The sequence below is a fragment of the Phreatobacter stygius genome (assembly GCF_005144885.1).
Classification (GTDB): domain Bacteria; phylum Pseudomonadota; class Alphaproteobacteria; order Rhizobiales; family Phreatobacteraceae; genus Phreatobacter; species Phreatobacter stygius.
Map to the genome: position 1 here is coordinate 6819752 of NZ_CP039690.1, position 17439 is coordinate 6837190.

At 67.9% G+C, this 17439-nt stretch carries 20 protein-coding genes; 12 read left to right on the forward strand and 8 right to left on the reverse strand.

Annotation, left to right across the window (positions count from 1 at the left end; translation table 11 throughout):
* Positions 1 to 29: 29 nt before the first annotated feature.
* Both E8M01_RS32175 and ssuE read left to right on the forward strand, forming a co-directional pair.
* A complete protein-coding gene (locus E8M01_RS32175; RefSeq protein ID WP_136963896.1) occupies positions 30 to 473 on the forward strand; it encodes a cupin domain-containing protein in 444 nt (147 codons plus the stop codon).
* Between the two features lie 44 nt (positions 474 to 517).
* Positions 518 to 1135, forward strand: coding sequence for an NADPH-dependent FMN reductase (gene ssuE, locus E8M01_RS32180; protein WP_136963897.1), 618 nt, complete (start codon positions 518 to 520; stop codon positions 1133 to 1135).
* A gap of 49 nt (positions 1136 to 1184) precedes the next feature.
* Here ssuE and E8M01_RS32185 read toward each other — a convergent pair whose 3' ends face one another.
* On the reverse strand, positions 1185 to 2684 hold the full coding sequence (locus E8M01_RS32185; protein WP_136963898.1) for a DUF1254 domain-containing protein: 1500 nt from the start codon (positions 2682 to 2684) through the stop codon (positions 1185 to 1187).
* A 250-nt stretch (positions 2685 to 2934) separates the two neighbouring features.
* Here E8M01_RS32185 and E8M01_RS32190 point away from each other — a divergent pair, with 250 nt between their 5' ends.
* The 7 genes from E8M01_RS32190 (at position 2935) to E8M01_RS32220 (ending at position 9481) form a co-directional block, all read left to right on the forward strand.
* Entirely contained in the window at positions 2935 to 4137 is a 1203-nt protein-coding gene (locus E8M01_RS32190) for a CaiB/BaiF CoA transferase family protein (RefSeq protein WP_136963899.1), read from the forward strand.
* A 104-nt stretch (positions 4138 to 4241) separates the two neighbouring features.
* Positions 4242 to 5081 carry an SDR family oxidoreductase gene (locus tag E8M01_RS32195; RefSeq protein WP_136963900.1) on the forward strand — a complete coding sequence of 280 codons (840 nt, stop codon included), beginning with the start codon at positions 4242 to 4244 and terminating at the stop codon, positions 5079 to 5081.
* A 78-nt stretch (positions 5082 to 5159) separates the two neighbouring features.
* Positions 5160 to 5630, forward strand: a complete 471-nt coding sequence (locus tag E8M01_RS32200) for a hypothetical protein (protein WP_136963901.1) — start codon at positions 5160 to 5162, stop codon at positions 5628 to 5630.
* A gap of 129 nt (positions 5631 to 5759) precedes the next feature.
* Positions 5760 to 6032, forward strand: a complete 273-nt coding sequence (locus tag E8M01_RS35200) for a hypothetical protein (protein WP_170182163.1) — start codon at positions 5760 to 5762, stop codon at positions 6030 to 6032.
* Between the two features lie 90 nt (positions 6033 to 6122).
* A complete protein-coding gene (locus tag E8M01_RS32210) occupies positions 6123 to 7238 on the forward strand; it encodes a PqqD family protein (protein ID WP_170182164.1) in 1116 nt (371 codons plus the stop codon).
* 87 nt (positions 7239 to 7325) lie between these two features.
* Positions 7326 to 8726, forward strand: a complete 1401-nt coding sequence (locus E8M01_RS32215; protein WP_136963903.1) for an NfeD family protein — start codon at positions 7326 to 7328, stop codon at positions 8724 to 8726.
* The gene (locus E8M01_RS32220) at positions 8723 to 9481 is read left to right on the forward strand and encodes a slipin family protein (RefSeq protein ID WP_136963904.1); all 759 of its coding nucleotides are present in this window, start codon (positions 8723 to 8725) and stop codon (positions 9479 to 9481) included. The genes E8M01_RS32215 and E8M01_RS32220 overlap by 4 nt, the downstream gene beginning before the upstream one ends.
* Positions 9482 to 9508: 27 nt before the next feature.
* On the opposite strand, the gene E8M01_RS32225 is transcribed toward E8M01_RS32220, so the two are convergent.
* Positions 9509 to 9907, reverse strand: a complete 399-nt coding sequence (locus E8M01_RS32225) for a hypothetical protein (protein WP_136963905.1) — start codon at positions 9905 to 9907, stop codon at positions 9509 to 9511.
* 98 nt (positions 9908 to 10005) lie between these two features.
* Positions 10006 to 10710, reverse strand: a complete 705-nt coding sequence (locus tag E8M01_RS32230) for a DUF2161 domain-containing phosphodiesterase (protein ID WP_136964942.1) — start codon at positions 10708 to 10710, stop codon at positions 10006 to 10008.
* Positions 10711 to 10953: 243 nt separating this feature from the next.
* Here E8M01_RS32230 and E8M01_RS32235 point away from each other — a divergent pair, with 243 nt between their 5' ends.
* On the forward strand, positions 10954 to 11256 hold the full coding sequence (locus E8M01_RS32235) for a hypothetical protein (RefSeq protein ID WP_136963906.1): 303 nt from the start codon (positions 10954 to 10956) through the stop codon (positions 11254 to 11256).
* Between the two features lie 75 nt (positions 11257 to 11331).
* Here E8M01_RS32235 and E8M01_RS32240 read toward each other — a convergent pair whose 3' ends face one another.
* A complete protein-coding gene (locus E8M01_RS32240; protein ID WP_170182165.1) occupies positions 11332 to 12231 on the reverse strand; it encodes a transglutaminase family protein in 900 nt (299 codons plus the stop codon).
* A gap of 185 nt (positions 12232 to 12416) precedes the next feature.
* Here E8M01_RS32240 and E8M01_RS32245 point away from each other — a divergent pair, with 185 nt between their 5' ends.
* Positions 12417 to 13166, forward strand: a complete 750-nt coding sequence (locus E8M01_RS32245; protein ID WP_342778649.1) for an SDR family NAD(P)-dependent oxidoreductase — start codon at positions 12417 to 12419, stop codon at positions 13164 to 13166.
* A gap of 188 nt (positions 13167 to 13354) precedes the next feature.
* Positions 13355 to 13537, forward strand: a complete 183-nt coding sequence (locus tag E8M01_RS32250; RefSeq protein WP_211596680.1) for a hypothetical protein — start codon at positions 13355 to 13357, stop codon at positions 13535 to 13537.
* Positions 13538 to 13567: 30 nt separating this feature from the next.
* Here the strand turns inward: E8M01_RS32250 and E8M01_RS32255 are convergent, their stop codons facing one another.
* From E8M01_RS32255 to E8M01_RS32270, 4 genes are all read right to left on the reverse strand, one after another.
* On the reverse strand, positions 13568 to 14641 hold the full coding sequence (locus E8M01_RS32255; protein ID WP_136963909.1) for an ROK family protein: 1074 nt from the start codon (positions 14639 to 14641) through the stop codon (positions 13568 to 13570).
* A gap of 122 nt (positions 14642 to 14763) precedes the next feature.
* Positions 14764 to 16008, reverse strand: a complete 1245-nt coding sequence (locus E8M01_RS32260) for an NAD(P)/FAD-dependent oxidoreductase (protein WP_136963910.1) — start codon at positions 16006 to 16008, stop codon at positions 14764 to 14766.
* Positions 15986 to 17104, reverse strand: coding sequence for a DNA topoisomerase IB (locus E8M01_RS32265; RefSeq protein ID WP_136963911.1), 1119 nt, complete (start codon positions 17102 to 17104; stop codon positions 15986 to 15988). The genes E8M01_RS32260 and E8M01_RS32265 overlap by 23 nt, the downstream gene beginning before the upstream one ends.
* Before the next feature lie 116 nt (positions 17105 to 17220).
* Complete coding sequence (locus tag E8M01_RS32270; RefSeq protein WP_136963912.1) at positions 17221 to 17412, reverse strand: CsbD family protein; 192 nt, start codon at positions 17410 to 17412, stop codon at positions 17221 to 17223.
* Positions 17413 to 17439: the final 27 nt, after the last annotated feature.

Sequence of the window (17439 nt, forward strand, 5' to 3'; positions counted from 1 at the left end):
CCAAAGTCTCTGATCAAAGGAACCATCCCATGGCCATGACCGCCGGCTTGACCCGCAAACAGGACAGTCTCGACGGGATCGTCTGGAACATCCTCGGCCAGACCTATGTGCCGAAGCAGCATTCGGAGAATTCACTGTCCTGGCACGCGACCTTTCCGGCCGACACGTTCGTGCCGCCGCATATCCACCCGACCCAGGACGAGTTCGTCTATGTGCTCGACGGCACGCTCGAGTTCTGGCTCGACGGCCGGGACATGCGGGCGGTGGCGGGCGACCTCGCGAGGCTGCCCATGGGTATCGCGCACGGCATCTTCAACCGGTCGGGCCAGACCACCACCTGCCTGTTCTGGGTCTCGCCCACCCGCAAGCTGTTCGACCTGTTCAAGGCCCTGCACAACGTGCCGGATCCGGCCGAGGTGGTGCGGCTGGCGGCCCTGCACGAGGTCGATTTCCTGCCGCCGCCAAACGCCTGATGGCCTCGCGCCGCCCGATGTCCCGGCTTGAACAGGAGCAAGCGATGCTCGCCCGACCATTCGACAAGTCCGGACGAAAACTGTCCGTGGTCGCGATCTCCGGCAGCCCGTCGCCGGCCTCGACCACCGCCATGCTGGCCGACTACGCCCTTGGCCAGTTGCCCGCACGGTCCTTCCACGTCAGGCACATCCGGCTCCGCGACATCGACGCGGCGGCGCTGCTGGGCGCGAGGCCTGACGAGGCCGGCTTGGCTGAAGCGATCGACAGCATCGAGGCGGCCGACGGCATCATCGTCGCCACCCCGATCTACAAGGCCGCCTATTCGGGCCTGCTGAAGGCCTTTCTCGACGTGCTGCCGCAGTTCGGTCTTGCCGGCAAGACCGTCCTGCAGCTCGCCACCGGCGGCAGCCTCGCCCATGTCCTGGCGCTCGACTACGCCTTGCGGCCGGTGCTGCAATCCATGGGCGCGCGCCATATCGTCCAGAGCACCTTCGTCGCGGCCGGCCAGATGCAGCGCAGCGACGCCGGACTGGTGCTGGAGCAGGAAGCGGCCACCTTGCTCAACGAGGCGATCCTGCATTTCCGTCATTCGGTCATGCTCGCGCCGACCGCCACGCTGCTGGGCCACCCGCGTCCGGTCCGCCAGCACGCGGCGGAGTGAGGCCTTTCCTCATCGGTCTCCAGCACGCGGCGAAATCGGCAAAGCTCCGTCAACTTGCGAGCTGAACCACCGGCGGCGGGGTCCAGCTGCCGTCGATGGTGGCCGCCTTCGGCCAATAAGTCCGGATATAGAGCGAGAAATCGCCGCCTTTCGGGGCCGGCAGCCAATTGGCGGCATGGTCGGCGGTCGGCCGGTCGGCCTGGACATGGATCGTCAGCGACCCGTCGGCGTTCAGCTTCAACCCCTTGTTCTTGGTGCCGACCGAATAGCGCTTGATCTCGTTCGGCGCGAAGAAATGATGCTCGTTGTAAAGCGTCAGCGACCAGAAGCCGTTGACCGGCGGCGTCGCGTCCCTGGCGAAAGTCACCGTGTAGCGGTGCCCGCCATTGAGCCGCGCGCCGTTCTCCGCGAGATCCTGATAGAAATATTTCGTCTCGTTCGGCTGGTTGACGAAGATGTTGGATTTGGCGACCGCGGTGCGGGTGAAATAGTCGGTTCCGAAGGCCGCCCCATTGACCACCGTGCTCCAGTGGTGCGGCAATTGGCGTCCGTAATTGCGGAACTGGAACAACGGCTGGACCAGGGTCTTGTCGGCATCGCGCGCGGCTTCGATCATCGCCTGCTTGAGCGCCGGGTTCTGCTTGGCCGCGGCGACAACGGCGAGCACCTGGGCGTAACGCGCCTCTTCGCCTGGCTGCGCCGGTGCGTCGGCGAGCACCAGCGGCAGCACGTCGAAAAACGTTTCCGGCTCGACCCATTTGGTCTCTTCATCGCCGGATGATGAGACCGGAAAGGCTGCGACCTTCGACCAGTCCTGGCTCTTCAGGACGCCGTCATATTCGGCGAGCGGATACATCAGGATCTGCGCGAGGCTCGGCTGGATCGCTCGCCGGTCTTCAGGCGTGTCGTCCATGAACACACGTGGGATGACATTGCCCGTGCTGGTCGTCGCCCGGAACGCGCGCGTGATGCCCTTCGGCGTCTCGCCCTGCCAGTTGGGTCCGGCAAAGAGATAGAAGCCTGGCGTCGAGCCGTACATCTTGCCGATCTGGATGAAGCCGTCGGTCCTGAGATCGACTGCCTGATAGACCCAGAAGCGATCGCCGAAATCCGGCACCTGGATGACCACCGGCGACTGATCGAGCGCCAGGAGCCCGGCCCCATAGACGACGTCCTGATTGGGACAGGCGACGACGCGTTCCTCCGGCTCGATATAGTCGGTCAGCATGGACAGGCGGTTGAGCGGCGCCATCGGCACCGGGCCGCTGCGCCCGATGGCTGGCACCTTCGCGAAGGTGAGCCGCCGGTTATAGACATTGACCAGCGGCCAGGCCCAGAAATAGGCGTCGCGCGCCACCAGCCGCGCATAGTCCTCGGTGATCTTGACGTTGGCGTCGGGACCCGGCGGCAGCGGAAAACTGATCCTGGCATCAGCCTTGGCGAAGCGCGGCGGGACGCCCGCCAGCACGGCCGCGGCGGTCCCCGCGGCCAGAAGATGCCGGCGATCGAGACCCGCGGTGGCGGTCGGGCTTTGCTTCGGTCCGGACATGGGAGGCCTCCTGCTGCCCGACCATCGGGCCGCACGACAGGCTACGAAACCGGGCTCCGCAGGTGAATCACCCACTACCCCCATGGCGCCATGGGACAACCCCGAGCACCGCCCCGGGGCATTCCCTGATCCGCCAGGCCATCAAGGCGTTGCGCGCTTCGCCCTGCCGGCCGATGCTGGAGTTTCCCGCGGCCCCCGCCCATGGCTGAACCCGTCGTCGCGGCGGCGCCACCGTTCAGGAGCCCAGCCGATGACGCTTCCGCTCGCCGGTCTTCGCATTCTCGACATGACCAATGTGCTGGCCGGCCCGTTCTGCTGCTATCAGCTCGCCCAGCTCGGCGCCGATGTCATCAAGGTCGAGACGCCGGGAACCGGCGACCTGGCGCGCCAATTGGGCGCCGATCCCGAGCTCAACAGCCGGCTGATGGGCGCGTCGTTCCTGGCCCAGAATGCCGGCAAGCGCTCGGTGACGATCAATCTGAAGAGCCCGGCCGGCAAGGCGGTGTTCCGGCGCCTGGTGGCGACCGCCGACGCGGTGATCGAGAATTTCCGGCCCGGCGTGATGGACCGCCTCGGGCTCGGCTACGAGGCCCTGACGGCGGTCAGGCCGGACCTCGTCTATTGCGCCATTTCGGGTTTCGGCCAGGACGGGCCGCTGAAGGACAATCCGGCCTATGACCAGATCATCCAGGGCCTGTCCGGCGTGATGAGCGTCACCGGCGACAAGGGCTCGGCGGGGCTGCGCGTCGGCTATCCCGTCGCCGACACCTTCGGCGGCCTCACCGCGGCCTTCGCGGTCGCCGCCGCGCTGTTCCGGCGCGAGCGCGACGGGTCGGGCGAAAAGATCGACGTCTCCATGCTGGAGGCAACCCTCGTCTCGATGGGCTGGGCCGTCTCCAACTGGCTGATCGCCGGCGTCCGGCCCGAGCCGATGGGCAATGACAACGTCACGGCGAGCCCTTCCGGCACCTTCCGCACCGGCGACGGCCTGCTCAACATTGCCGCCAACAAGCAGGAACAGTTCGTCATGCTGTGCCGGATCATCGGCCGCCCGGAGCTGACCGAGGACCGGCGCTTCGTCGAGCGCGAGGACCGGAAGACGCATCGCGCGGCGCTGACCGCCGAAATCGAGACCGCGCTGGCAGCAAGACCCGCCGCCGAATGGGCCGTGCTGATGAACAGCGAGGGCGTGCCGGCCGGCGAAGTGCTGAGCGTGCCGCAAGTGCTCGACCATCCGCAGGTCAAGGCCCGCGACCTGGTCAAGCATTTCCCCGGCGCGCCCGGGGTCGGCCGGAAGGTTTCGGTGGTGCGCGCCGGTTTCCGCCTGGCCAGCGGCGACCCCGAACCGCCGACGCCGCCGCCGACGCTCGGCGCCGATAGCGACAGCATTTTCGCCGGGCTCGGTTATGGCCCGGACGAGATCGCGCAATTGCGCCATGACGGCGCGATCTGAATCGTCCAAACGGCGGAGCCGGGCACGTCTGTCGCGGCGGCCCGGATGAGGTAGCATTGCCGTCACGCGACGTCGCGGACGCGCTTGACCGTCGGGAGGCGAACATGAACGCCAGCAAATATCTGCCGATCACCTTGCTGAAGGGCCAGACCGTCTTCGTCACCGGCGGCGGCAGCGGCATCAATCTCGGCATTGCCAAGAGTTTCGCCTCGGTCGGCGCCGATGTGGCGATCTGCGGCCGCACCGCCGAGCGCCTGGAAGCCGCGGCGGCCGAATTGCGTCACATGGGCGCCCGCGTCTCGACCTCGGTCGCCGATGTCCGCGACTACGCGGCGGTCGAAGCAGCACTGGCGAAAAGCCGCGAGGAACTGGGACCGGTCCACACCATGGTCTGCGGCGCGGCCGGCAATTTCGTCGCGCGCGCCGAGGCGATCAGCGCCAAGGGATTCCGGACCGTCGTCGAGATCGACCTGCTCGGCGCATTCCACGGCGCCCATGCCGCCTTCGCCCAGTTGAAGGAGACCCGCGGCAACCTGATCTTCGTCTCGGCCGGCCAGGCCTACCTGCCCTTCGCCTTCCAGGCCCATGTCGGCGCGGCCAAGGCCGGCATCGACAATCTCATGCGCAATCTGGCGCTCGAATGGGGCCGCCACGGCATCCGGTCCAATTCCATCGTGCCCGGGCCGATCGAGGGCACCGAGGGCATGAAGCGGCTCGGCGGCGCGGCCGGCGACAATACAGCCGGCGAGGACACCTTCAAGCGCATGGTGCCGCTCGGCCGTTATGGCACCGTCGACGATATCGGCGGCATGGCGGTGGTGCTCGCCTCGCCGCTCGGCGCCTATGTCACCGGCGCCCAGATCGTCGTCGACGGCGGCATTGGCCTGCAAGGCTCCGGCCTGTTCAACCAGGCCGTCGAAAGGGCCATGCCGCCATCGCCGTGAGGATCGGCGCACCACCCTTGTGTTGCTCGTTTGTTCACGATACAAAGGTGCCCTCGATCAACCTCCAATAGGCTTGCGATGACCCTGAAAGTGGCGATTGGCGCGGCTCTCCTCGGAAGCCTGCTCCTCTCCGGCGCAGGCTTTGCGCAAACCCCGGGCCAGACGTCCTGTACCAACGTCGGCGGCAACGCCACGTCGCGATTCACCGGGCGGCTGAGCCACCACGTCTTTCCGGGACCGCCGGGCTACCAGGACGTGCGGAGGGGCGACGCACGCGAACCGGCCTACATCCTGACGCTGCGCCAGCAAACCTGCGTCAATGCCGAGGGCGACGAGGCGCTTCAGCGCGTCAGGCTCGACCGCATTCATCTGCGGCTCGATAACCGCAACCCCAGAAGCCGCACCGCCTATCGTGGTCTGCGCCGGTTCATTGGCCAGGACGTCTCGGTCACCGGGACTGACGGTTTCGGCGAGCACACGGGCCACCATCGGGCGCCGCTGGTGCTGACCGTTGTCGGGGTGGCCGCGAGGCCCGGTCCGGACAGGTGAACGCTGCCCCCGACCGCGCATCAGCGGGCGGTGCCATCAACCCGGACCATGCCGGTTCAGTGTGACGGGGGAACCAAGGTTCACAAAATTGGTTGTTGGACTCGAGCCCCGCGCTGCAAGGAGGCCAACATGACCGATGCGACCAAAGGCGATCAGCGTGATCCCGGAACGGCCCGGCGCAGCCTGCTGCTCGGCCTGGCGGCTTTGGTGGCCTATTCGGCTCCGACCTTCCTCAAGATCGGCGACGCGGCGGAGGCCCGGAGTGGACGGTCGCGCCGCCGGCGCGGCAGTTCTCGCAGGCGCCGCGGCAGTTCTCGCCGACGCCGGCGCGGCTGGTCCCGGCGCGGCTGGTCGCGGCGGCGTGGCTCGCGGCGGCGTTGGTCCCGACGCTCCTGGTGGTGAGGTCCGCAGCAGCTGAAGGAGGCCGAACTGACCAGCTTCGCGCTCGCCGGTCTGTCGCGACCGATTGATCTCGGCGCCTGCCACGACCTCTTGCCGGTCTTCGGCACGGTCTTCGGCACCTGGCGCGACGACCGTCCTGCCGACGGCAAGCCGTTCATCGCCATCCGGTCGTCCGGTGGGCGATATCGTTATCGCTCGACCATTCTCGACCAGGACGTCACGGCCAGATCGGCCATCGGCCTTGCCTGCGAAATCATGGCCGACGCCGTCGCGGCCTTCGGCGACGAACATCACGATGCCGCCTGTCTCCATGCCGCCGCGGTCCAGATCGGCGCGCGCCTCATCCTGTTTCCGGCCGCAACCGGCGAAGGCAAGACGCTGCTGGCGGCGCGGCTCGCCGCGATGGGCGCACGCATCTTCGCCGACGACGCGGTCCTGATTGCCGGCCCCGACGACCAGGCGATGGCCTTCGGCACCGCTCCGCGCCTGCGAAAATCCGCGCGCTATGCGCCGACAGCCCCGTTCGCAGCCTTCCTTGCGCACTATGCCGGCCCGGAGGACCGCCAGTTTCTTTATCTGGCCCTGCCCCCCGACCTGTTGGCTTCTCATGGCGAATGCCTGGGCATCACCGATGTGGTGCGGCTTCGGCGCCGGCGCGGCGAAACCGCCGAACTGACACGGGCGGCACGGGGCGACGGGCTCGCCGCCCTCCTGCGCCAGGATCTGACGCCGCGGGCGCTCTCGGTCGCAGCGGTCGACCGGCTGCACCGCGTGGCCTCCGCGGCCGATGCCTATGGCCTCGCTTATGACGATGTCGACGAGGCCGCCGCCCTGCTGATCCGCGAGTTCAGCAAGCCGACCGGACCGGAGGTCAGATCGGCGCGTCTGGCGATCAGAGATCGCCGGCCGGCAGCGCGACGCCACGCCGCCATGGCCCGCCGTTTCGTCCGGGCGACCGATGCAACGCGCCGCGAAATCGACGGGCAGCTCGTGCTGATGCGGCCGGGCAAAGCGGTTTTCGTGCTCAACGAGACCGCCGGCATTGTCTGGGAACTGCTCGACGAGCCGATGCCTGTCGAGCAGCTCGTCGGCGCACTGATCGCGCTTTTCCCCGCGATTGCGCCGCGCCGCATCACCGCCGACCTGCAAAGCCTGCTGGCCGAACTCAGGCAGGAGCATCTCATCGCCGAGATCGACCAGGCCTAGGGTCCGCCTGGAGCGCGGCTGGGCGCCGGCCATTTGGAGCTGGCGAAAATCACACCCATATAACAATCATAGCGCGAGGTCCCTGCCATGAAGATGGCGCTGACGGCCTGTCTTGTCGCGATTGTCCTGGCTGCCTCCGCCCCGCCCCTGTCGGCGCAGGAGACCGGCCGGAGCGGCTTGGCGCTGACCATTGATCTCGAAGGTCCGATCGGCCCGGCGGCCGCCCGCCATGTCAAGGAAGCCCTGGCGACGGCCGCCGAAAGGCGTGCGGCGGTGGTCATCCTGCGCCTGAACACGCCGGGCGGGCTCGTCACCAGCATGCGCGAGATCATCATCGACGTCATTGGTTCGCCCGTACCGGTGATCGGTTATGTCGCGCCATCGGGTGCCCATGCCGCCAGCGCCGGCACCTATATCCTCTACGCCACCCATGTCGCCGCCATGGCGCCGGGCACCAATCTCGGGGCGGCGACGCCGGTGCAGATCGGTGGCCCGCTGCCGGGCCTGCCCGGCGGGCGCGACCGGGACAGCCCGCGCGACGCCCCCAAGGACGGCACGCCGCCCGCCGTCAGGCCGGATGCCATGACGGCGAAAGTCACCAATGATGCGGTCGCCCTCATCCGCAGCCTCGCCGAACTGCGCGGGCGCAATGCCGACTGGGCCGAAAAGGCCGTCCGCGAAGCCGCCAGCCTGTCCGCCGGCGCCGCCTTGCAGGCCGGGGTCATCGACCTGGTCGCCCATAGCCCGGCCGAATTGCTCGAGCGCCTGGACGGCCGCATGGTCGAGATCAGCGGCGGCCGCCAACAGCGCCTGGCAAGCCAGGGCCTGACCATCGAAGCGCTCACGCCCGGCTGGCTGATCCAGCTGCTGGCGGTGATCACCAACCCGAACATCGCCTTCATCCTGATGGTCATCGGCATTTACGGCCTGGTCCTGGAATTCGCCTCGCCCGGGGTGGTCGCGCCGGGCGTCATCGGCACGATCTGCCTGCTGCTCGGGCTCTACGGCCTCAACATGTTGCCGATCAATTATGCCGGCCTCGCCCTGATGTTGCTCGGCCTGGCCTTCCTGGTGGTCGAGACCTTCAACCCGACCGTGGTCGTCGGCCTCGGCGGCGTCGCGTCCTTCCTGCTCGGCGCCGCCATGCTGTTCAGGGTCGAGGCGCCCGGCTACCGGCTGTCATGGCCGCTGATCGGCAGCGCCGCGATCCTGCTCATCGGGCTGATCGCCGTGGTGACCGGTTCGCTCTGGCGGGCGCGCCGGAGCCGCGTCTCGGGCGAACTTCAGGCCATGCGCGGGCTTTCGGCCGAGGTTCTCGACTGGTCCGGCGGCCAAGGCCATGTCGTCGCAGGCGGCGAACGCTGGCAGGCGCGCGGGTCCGAAACCTTTGCCTCGGGGGAAACCGTCGAGGTCACCGATATCAAGGACCTGACGCTCCTGGTGCGGCGTCCGCCGGCACGGAGCGCTCTTGAAGGAGGCCTGCCGTGACGCTCGACTATCTTGCCTACGTCCTGCTCGCCCTTGCCGTGGTGCTGTTTCTGGTCAAGGCGATCCGCATCCTCAGGGAATATGAGCGCGGCATCATCTTCACGCTCGGCCGGTTCAGCGGCGTGAAGGGCCCGGGGCTGTTCATCCTCATTCCCTTCGTCCAGCAGATGGTGAAGGTCGATCTCCGGCTGGTGGTGCAGGACGTGCCGCCCCAGGACGTGATCTCGCGCGACAATGTCTCGGTCAAGGTCAACGCGGTGCTCTATTTCCGCATCGTCGATCCGGAACGGGCGATCATCAAGGTCGCCGACTTCATGGCTGCGACCAGCCAGCTCGCCCAGACCACGCTGCGCTCGGTGCTGGGCAAACATGAGCTCGACGAGATGCTGGCCGAACGCGACCGGCTCAATGCCGACATCCAGGAGATCCTGGATCAGCAGACCGACGCCTGGGGCATCAAGGTGACCAATGTCGAGATCAAACATATCGATCTCAACGAATCCATGGTCCGCGCCATCGCCAAACAGGCCGAAGCCGAGCGCCTGAGACGGGCCAAGATCATCAATGCCGAAGGTGAGCAGCAGGCTGCCGAGAAGCTGGTCGAGGCCGGCCGGATCCTCGCCGGCGAACCGCAGGCCATGCAGCTGCGCTATTTCTCGGCCCTGCACGACATTTCCGGCGAGCGCTCGTCGACGGTGGTCTTTCCCCTGCCGATGGATCTGCTGGGCGGGCTGACGCCAGGTCGGGCGAAGTAAGGTTGGGCGAAGCAAGGCCGGGCGGGCTTAGTCCTCGCTTCGGCGCCGGCGCACATAGGGTGCCGCCGGGGCGGGTTCGCGTGCCTGCCGGGCATAATAGATGCCGATCAGGACACCGGCCAGGGCCGCCACGCCAATGGCGCCGATGGGGTGGCGCGCGGCCTGCCGGAACAGGATGCGCTGCAGCTTGCTCGCTTGCGTTCCGGCAACCTGCTGGACAACCTCCGCTCCGAAACCGAAATTCCGGAGCTGGTCATTGGCGGCCGTGGCCATGCCGGAGGCATTGGTCGTCAGGTAGCGCTTGAGATAGTCGACATCCTGCTGCAGCCGCGCCGCGGCCTCGCTCGCGCGTTCCATGGCGTCATCGGCCATGTCGCGGGCATTCTGCACCTGGTTGCGGACGGTGGACGAAAAAGTGGCGGCCATGGGACTCTCCGACTCATCGGTTGCGTCGTGCTCCTGAAAGCAACATCCCGAGAGCCGGTTTGGTTCCTCGCAAGCCCCGCCCACGCGCCCGGACGGCGTCAGGACGCAGCACCCGGCCGGTCGTCGGGGGCCTGCACCCTGCCTTCGCCGGCCGGCGGCTGCGGCCAGCGGACCAGCGCCGCGCGCCCGGCATCGGTCAGCACATAGATCCCGCGCTCGGCGCGGCTGAACCAGCCATAGACATTGCCTTGCAGGATCTTCGCGGCATCCGGCACCAAGAGCTTGAGGTCGCGCGGGCGCTGCGGCCCCTGCGTCAGGGCCATGGCGCAGGACAGCGCCTGCTGGCGGTAGGCCGTCATGATCGGCTGGCGCGTGCTGCCGCCGGCCGCCGGATCGCCCTGCCGCTTCTGATGTTCCGCGACGATGCGCGAGCGCCGGCGGGCATTCTTGCGCAAGCCCGGCGCCTCCGGATTGGCCAGGACGTGGACCTCGCCTTTTTCGGTGACGCCGAGCAATCCGAAGCCGAGCCGGCGGCAGAGATTGCGAAAGCGCGCATCGCTTTCACGGCCCTTGCCGCGCGCCGACATACGCGCGGCGAGCCAGACCTCGTCGCAGACCGAGGCGCGGTCGACACCCTGAAGCACGAGCTCGAGGTTGAAGCTCAGCTTCAGTTCGCCGATCACCACGACCGGCGGGTCGCTGCCCTTGATCGCGACCAGGTCGCAGCCTGCCACCTCGCCCTTGACGGTGAAGCCGAGGGTTTCGAGGAAGCGCTTGACCGGCAGGTAGAGCGAGGTCTCCAGGGCTTCGATCTCCGCTTTGCCAAATTCCGACGCAAGTTCCGAGGCAAGTTCCGACGTTCGGCTCCCGACGTTAGACACGAGTCGCGCACGCCGATCATGTCGAAACCAGCGGAACCGGCCGGTTCGCTCACCGCCCGACGCCCGGCGGCCGCCGGAACCCGCCGATCGGGACGCCGCCGCTGGAACCGCAAGGCACTGTCGGCGTTATCGAAAATGGGTGGGCGATCATGAGGAGGAGCGGCCATGGACCGCAGATCATTCTTCACGATCCTGGCAGGCGGCGTGGCCGCGGCAGCCGGCGTCAGCACCGATGCCCGGGCTGCCCCGATCTCTGCCGAACCGTTGGAAATGCAATGGGGATGGGGCGGCCCTGGCCCCTATTACGGTCATGGCTGGGGCGGACCACGTCCGTGGCGCCGCAGGCATTATGGTTATGGCTATGGCCCCGGCTTTGGTCCCGGCTTCGGTCCCCGCCCCTGGGGACCGCCCATGTACCGGCGACGTTGCTGGATCAACCGCTGGGGCGAGCGGGTCTGCCGCTTCTGACGCCTTGAAACGGACGGCCGAGATCGATCGGCCGTCCACCGGCTTCACCCATTTGCGCGCCAGCCGCGGCCGGGGTCAGGCCGCGCGTGTCCGTTCGGTCGGACCGTCCTCGGGCAGGCCGACAATATCGACCCCGACAAAAAGTCCGGTCAGCGCTCCCGCGGGCCCGACGAAGCTTCCGGACACCGGCGAGGCCTCCCAGGGAACCCTGGCCATCGCGACCCGGATCAGATGCGGGTCGGCGACCAGCGCATTGGTCGGATCGAACTCCACCCAACCGTCGCCCGGAATGAACAGCTCGGCCCAGGCATGGGTGAGGCTGGTCGGCGCACGCAGGGCCGTGTCCTGGCTCAGCCCGTCATGCAGGTAGCCCGAAACGAACCGCGCGGCATAACCGAGCCGCCGCACCGCCTCGATGAACAGCCAGGCGAGATCGCGGCACGAGCCCGTGCGCAGGGCCAGCGTCATGGCCGGCGCCTGGACGCCCTCTTCATAGCGCAGCGCATAGGCGAAATTGGCGTTGATGGCATTGAGCAGGCGGGCGATCGGATCATCGCCTGGTGTCTGGTCGGCGAGAACCTGATGCATCCAGTCGGTCAGCACGGATGCGCCGTCGCTGCTCGCCGGCGCCAGGAACGGCTGCAGCACGATGCGTTCGTCGTCGGAATAACGAGGGGCGAACTGGGCGCCGCGCGCCGACGCATGATTGCGCGGCAAGGTCGAGCCATAACGCCTGAGGATCAGCTCGCTGGTGATCTCGAGCCGGTCGCCCGGCTCCCGAAAGGTCGCGATGGCCACCGGATTTCCATAGACGTCATGGATCCATTCGACCTGCGCCGCCGGCCAGATGTCCAGCCGGGTGTCGAGGATCCTCAGATCGAAACTGTCGCGCGGCCGCAGCATCAGCCGATGCGGCCCGAACGCAACGCCTGAGCCATACTGATAGGTCGTCTTATGCCTGATGCGGATATCCATATCGCAGTGTCCGATCCCGCTCGCCGAGCCCGCCCGCGCGCCGGACCGTCGTCCAGCCATTCGAAACGCCAGGTTCATCGGCAACTCTTGGGAGGCCGTTGAGTTGCAGGCCCATAAGTTCATTTGCCGTCGTCCCGTCTGATGTCGGGACGGCGACCACGCGTTTCAACTGCCCAGGACCCACCATGGCCGATGCGCCGAGCCCAGCCACCCGCCGCCAGCCCGACCCCGGCACGCTCGCCGGCCAGCCCGCCCTGGTCACCGGCGCCAGCTCCGGCATCGGCCGCGCCGTGGCCCTCGGCCTTGCCGCGGCAGGCGCCGATGTCGCGGTCAACTATGCCTCCGACCGAGCATCGGCCGAGGCGCTTTGCCGCGAGATCGAGGCCATGGGCCGGCGCACCGTCGCGATCCGGGCGGATGTCGCGGACGAGGCGGCGGTCACCGCCCTGTTCGCGGAGGCCATCGACGCCTTCGGCACCTTGCACGTGGTGGTCAGCAATGCCGGGCCTCAGCGCGACGCCGCCTTCGACCAGATGACGCTCGACCAGTGGAACCGCGTGATCGCGGTCAATCTCACCGGCCAGTTCCTGGTGACCCGTGCCGCCGCGCGCGAATTCAAGCGCCGCGGTCCGGACCCGGCCCTATCGTCGGCCACCGGCAAGATCATCTGCATGAGCTCGGTGCATCAGCAGATCCCCTGGGCCGGACACGCCAATTACGCCGCATCCAAGGGCGGCGTCATGCTGCTGATGCAGTCGATTGCCCAGGAACTGGCGCCGGCGCGGATCCGGGTCAATGCGATGGCGCCCGGCGCGATCCGGACCCCGATCAACACGGCGGCCTGGAACACGGCCGAGGCCTATGCCGCCTTGATGAAACTGGTGCCCTACGGGCGCATCGGCGAGCCCGACGACATCGCGCAGGCCGCCGTCTAGCTGGCCTCGGATGCCTCGGACCATGTCACCGGCGCGACCCTTTTCGTCGACGGCGGGCATGACGCTCTATCCCGAATTCGCCGCGGGCGGCTGACGCCGGGGCCATGAGGGTCGGCCCTATCTTGGTCATCGCCCGGAACGAAGCTGCCGCTCGGCTGTTCAGTCTTTCGGACCCGATGGAGATGATCATGACCCGACTGGACGAAGACGCACTCACGGTTCGCGGCGGACAGGCCGGCGATCCGCAACCGCCGCCGGAACCCTTTCCCGGCCCGGTGCCGCAACCGATCCCGCCGCAGCCGGGGCAGCCGGAACCGTCGCCCCAGCCGATCCCGCCGGCCGATCCGAGCAATCCGCCCGACCGGATGTAAGGCGCTCGCGCCGGCGCGGCGGTCACCCGGTCATTTGCCGGCCTTATTGGTGAAGCTGGCATTGCCGAGGCCGGTGCCGATGGTCACCACGCCCCAGGTCTTGACGTCCTGCATGAACGGCACCTCGGCGAGCCCCTGTACCACCGCGTCGTTGTGGATCACCACGAAGGTCTCGTGATCGCCAATGGCCGGGATCGCCTTGATCAGCGCAGCCGCCAGGTTGAAGCTTTCGCTCTCCCAATTGCCGCCGGGCAGGTTCTGTCCGCCACGCTCGATCCGGCCATCGGGCTCGATCAGGCCGGGACAGCCAATGCCAATGAAGGGCGCCAGCTTGAGCTCCGCCTTGTCGGCCTGATTGATGTGATCCTTCAAAATCTTGACGAGCTTTTTTACAGCGTCCGTCCGGGACGGGCTGTCGTCGGCGTGCCGCCACAGATCGGATTTCCAGACCTCGGCTTCGGACAGGTCGGCGGCCTTTTTCAGGTTGAGCTTGACCACTCCCACCCGGATATTGCTGCCGCCGATATCGACCGCCAGGATGGCGTCATGGCCGGCGAACATCCAGGCCGGCACGAGATGGATGGCGCCGATCAGGCCAGCCTCGTCGGGATGATGGTGGATCGGCTGCAGATCGACCTCGCTACCGGCGGCATTCAGGATCACCTTGGCACGCGCGATCGCCAGTTCGCCGACCCGGCTCTCCTTGAAGCCGCCGCCGGCGGCGATCCGTTCGACCCCTCCCCAGCCCTTGGTGCGCATGAAGCGCCTGATCACCTCGGCCAGTTCGCCGGCAAACTCCTCGATCGCGCCATGGATCAGCGCGGCGGCGCCGGCATCCTTGCCCATCACATGCTGGTCGAGCTGCTTCTTCGAGATATCCTCCGTCGCCACGTCGCCGATCGGATCGGCATCGACCTTCTGCAGGCGCGAGCGCAGGTCCTCGAGCTTGTCGACGAAGGCGCGCTTGCTGGCGCGATCGCCAATGAAGCCGTCCTTGTCGCGCAGCTCCAGATTGTAGCTGTCGACCGAGACCGACGACAGTTCCGAGGCCCCATGGCCGATGGTCAGTTCGGCAGGGCGGGTCTTCGCTTCGCTTTTGGCCATGGGCGGACACTGCTCTCCGGGCCGTCCGGCGGGTGCGCTGACGGTGCAGGCCATCAACGCATCATGGCGCCTCGCGTTCCCTGGGGCCTGACGCCATGGACGCGATCAGGCATCGCTGCCGGTCAGCCGGGCTTGTCGCGATCGAGCGCGAAATCGTCGTGCCACGCGGCGGTTTCGCCGGCGATCATCGCGCCGATCATCCGGGAGGCCAGGAAGCTGAAGGTGATGCCGTTGCCGCCATAACCATAGGCCGCGAAAATCCGCCGCCGGCCCGGCACCGGCCCGATCAGCGGCAAGCCATCCCCGGTCTCGCCAAAGGCGCCGGACCAGGCATAGGCGGCCTCCGTGCTGGCCCGCGGCCAGAGCGCCGCCAGCATGGCACGCAAGGCCTCATGTTTGAGCGCCGCCTTGTCGAGCCTTTGGTCCTGTTCGTCGAAAGGCTCGTCGCCGCCGCCGATGATGATCCGCCCATCGGTCGTCGTCCGCAGATAATGATAGGCCTCGCCCGCCTCCCAGATCAGCGCCCGGTCGCGCCAGAGCCGCGCCGGATCCTGCGGCCCGGTCGCCATGGCCCAGGTCGACGTCACCTGGTGCAGACCGCTGCGGACGAAATCCGGCATGACGTAGCCGGTCGCCAGAACCATGTGCCCGGCCTTGATTTCGTGACCATCGGCGAGGCCGATATGGACCTCGCGATCGGTCGCATCGAAATCCCGCGCATCGCCGCTGACCAGCCGGACGCGGCGCTTCGCCGCGACATCGGCGAGGCCCGTCGCCAGCGCCACCGGATCCGCCTCGGCCGATCCGGGCGACAGGATGGCGCCGGCCCGATCGATCTCGAATGTCCCATGGAGGGCGGCGAAGTCGAGATGATGGCCGGGCAGCTCGGCGCGGCGGCGCAAGGCGAATTCGGGCAGGATGTCGTGGGATTGGCTGTCGCCGGGCGCCAGATAGAGCGAGCTTCGCGGCTGAAAGCTGCAGGACAGGCCGAGCGCGCCGACGAGGCCGGTCAGTCCGGCGACCGCCGACAGGCTCAGCCGATAGGCGCGTACCGCGCGTTCGAAACCATAAAGCCCGGTCAGTTCGACCAGCGAGCGGTCGATTTCCCACAAGAGCATCGCGGTGCTGGCGGCGGTGCTGCCATGGGAAGCCTGTTCGCGATCGATCAGCACGACATCCAGCCCGCGCGCCGACAGGTGCTCGGCGACCAGCGAACCGGTGATGCCGGCCCCGACGATCGCGACGTCACAGGTGAGGCTCTCGCGCGGCGCGACGAAGCCTTCTCCGGTCCCCGCCGGCCAGGGCGGCCGGCCTTCGCGCAGGTCGCCATGCGACGCGTCCTGGTCAAGGTGCTGGTCGGGAGCCATTGGAACCGCCCTGGATGATCGGCAAGACGGCGGCGGCCACCCGCGACTGGCGGCGGCTTCGCGCCCGCCCGGCAAGCCGGTGCAACATCTGCTCGACGCGTCGCATGTTGCGGCGCGGTTCGGTGGCCCGGTAAAGCCGCTTCAGCGCGCCGGCCATGAAGGCGTCGACCAGCACGACATGCACATAACTCTTGCGCGCCACCGCCGGCGTATTGCCCAGGCGCTCGGACACCACGCGCATGACCTCGGCGAGCTGACGCCGCTTGGCGCGCTCCTGCGGTGCCGGCTCGACCTTGACCAGGATTTCCGCGGCCAGGACGCTGCCGGCGAGCATGCGCAGGTCCTTGGCGCTGATCGCGACGCCGGTCGCGTCGCGCAAATAGGCGTTGATATCGGCCGCGCCGATCCTGTGCACCGTGCCGTCCTCGGCCCGATATTGCAGCATGCGGCGGCCGGGCAGCCGCATCACGGCGGACAAGGTCCTGGCCAGCGCCGCGTCTTCGATGTCGCATTCAACCGTCTTGCCGCCCTTGCCACGGAAATTCAGCCGGATCCCGCCGCCTGTCAGTCTGACGTCGCGTTTCAGCAAGGTCGCGGCCCCTCGCCCGCCATTGGCGCGCGCATAGGCGTCGCCGCCGACCCGGATAGAGGTACGGTCGATCAAGGCCACCGCCAGGGCCAGCACCATGCGTCGGCCGACGCCTGGAAGGGCGAGGTCGCGGCGCATGGCGGCGCGCAGCCGCGGCAGGGCATCGGCGACCCCCGCCAGCCGCCTGGCCTTGCGCGCCTCACGAACCACCTCCCAATCCCGGTGATAGCGATATTGCAGGCGGCCCGCTTCGTCGCGGCCGACCGCCTGGAGATGCGCGTTCGGATCGGACGAAATCCTGACGTCCTCATAGGCCGGAGGCACGGCGAGCGACCGGATGCGGGCGAGGATCGTTGCCTTGGTGATGTGCTCGCCGGTCTCGTCGCGATAGCTGAAGCCGCGCCCCGACCGCAGGCGCCTGATGGTCAGGCCCTGGCGTCCGGCGGTGGTCAGCCGCCCCGCCCGGCTCTTGGCGGACACGTCTGGACGATCGCGCTCATCGGTCATTACGGCGTTCCATCTGTCTCGATCCCGGCCCAAATGACGGCCGCCGGCGTGCTGCGGGCACGCCGGCGGCCGATCGAACGGTTGCTCTACGACCGAACGGGCTCAGACCTCGGGCCTCAGGCCTTGTCGACGACCTTCTTGATGGCGTCCTTGGCCTTGCCGACAGCCTGCTGAGCCTCGCCCTTGCGCTCCTGCATGGCGCCCTTGACCTGCATTTCGGTATTGCCGATCGCCTTGCCGGCGGCCTGCTTCACATTGCCCGCGGCTTCGTTGGCGAGGCCTTTGATCTTGTCGGAGGTGCTGCCCATTGTCGGTCGTCCTTCTGATCTGACGCG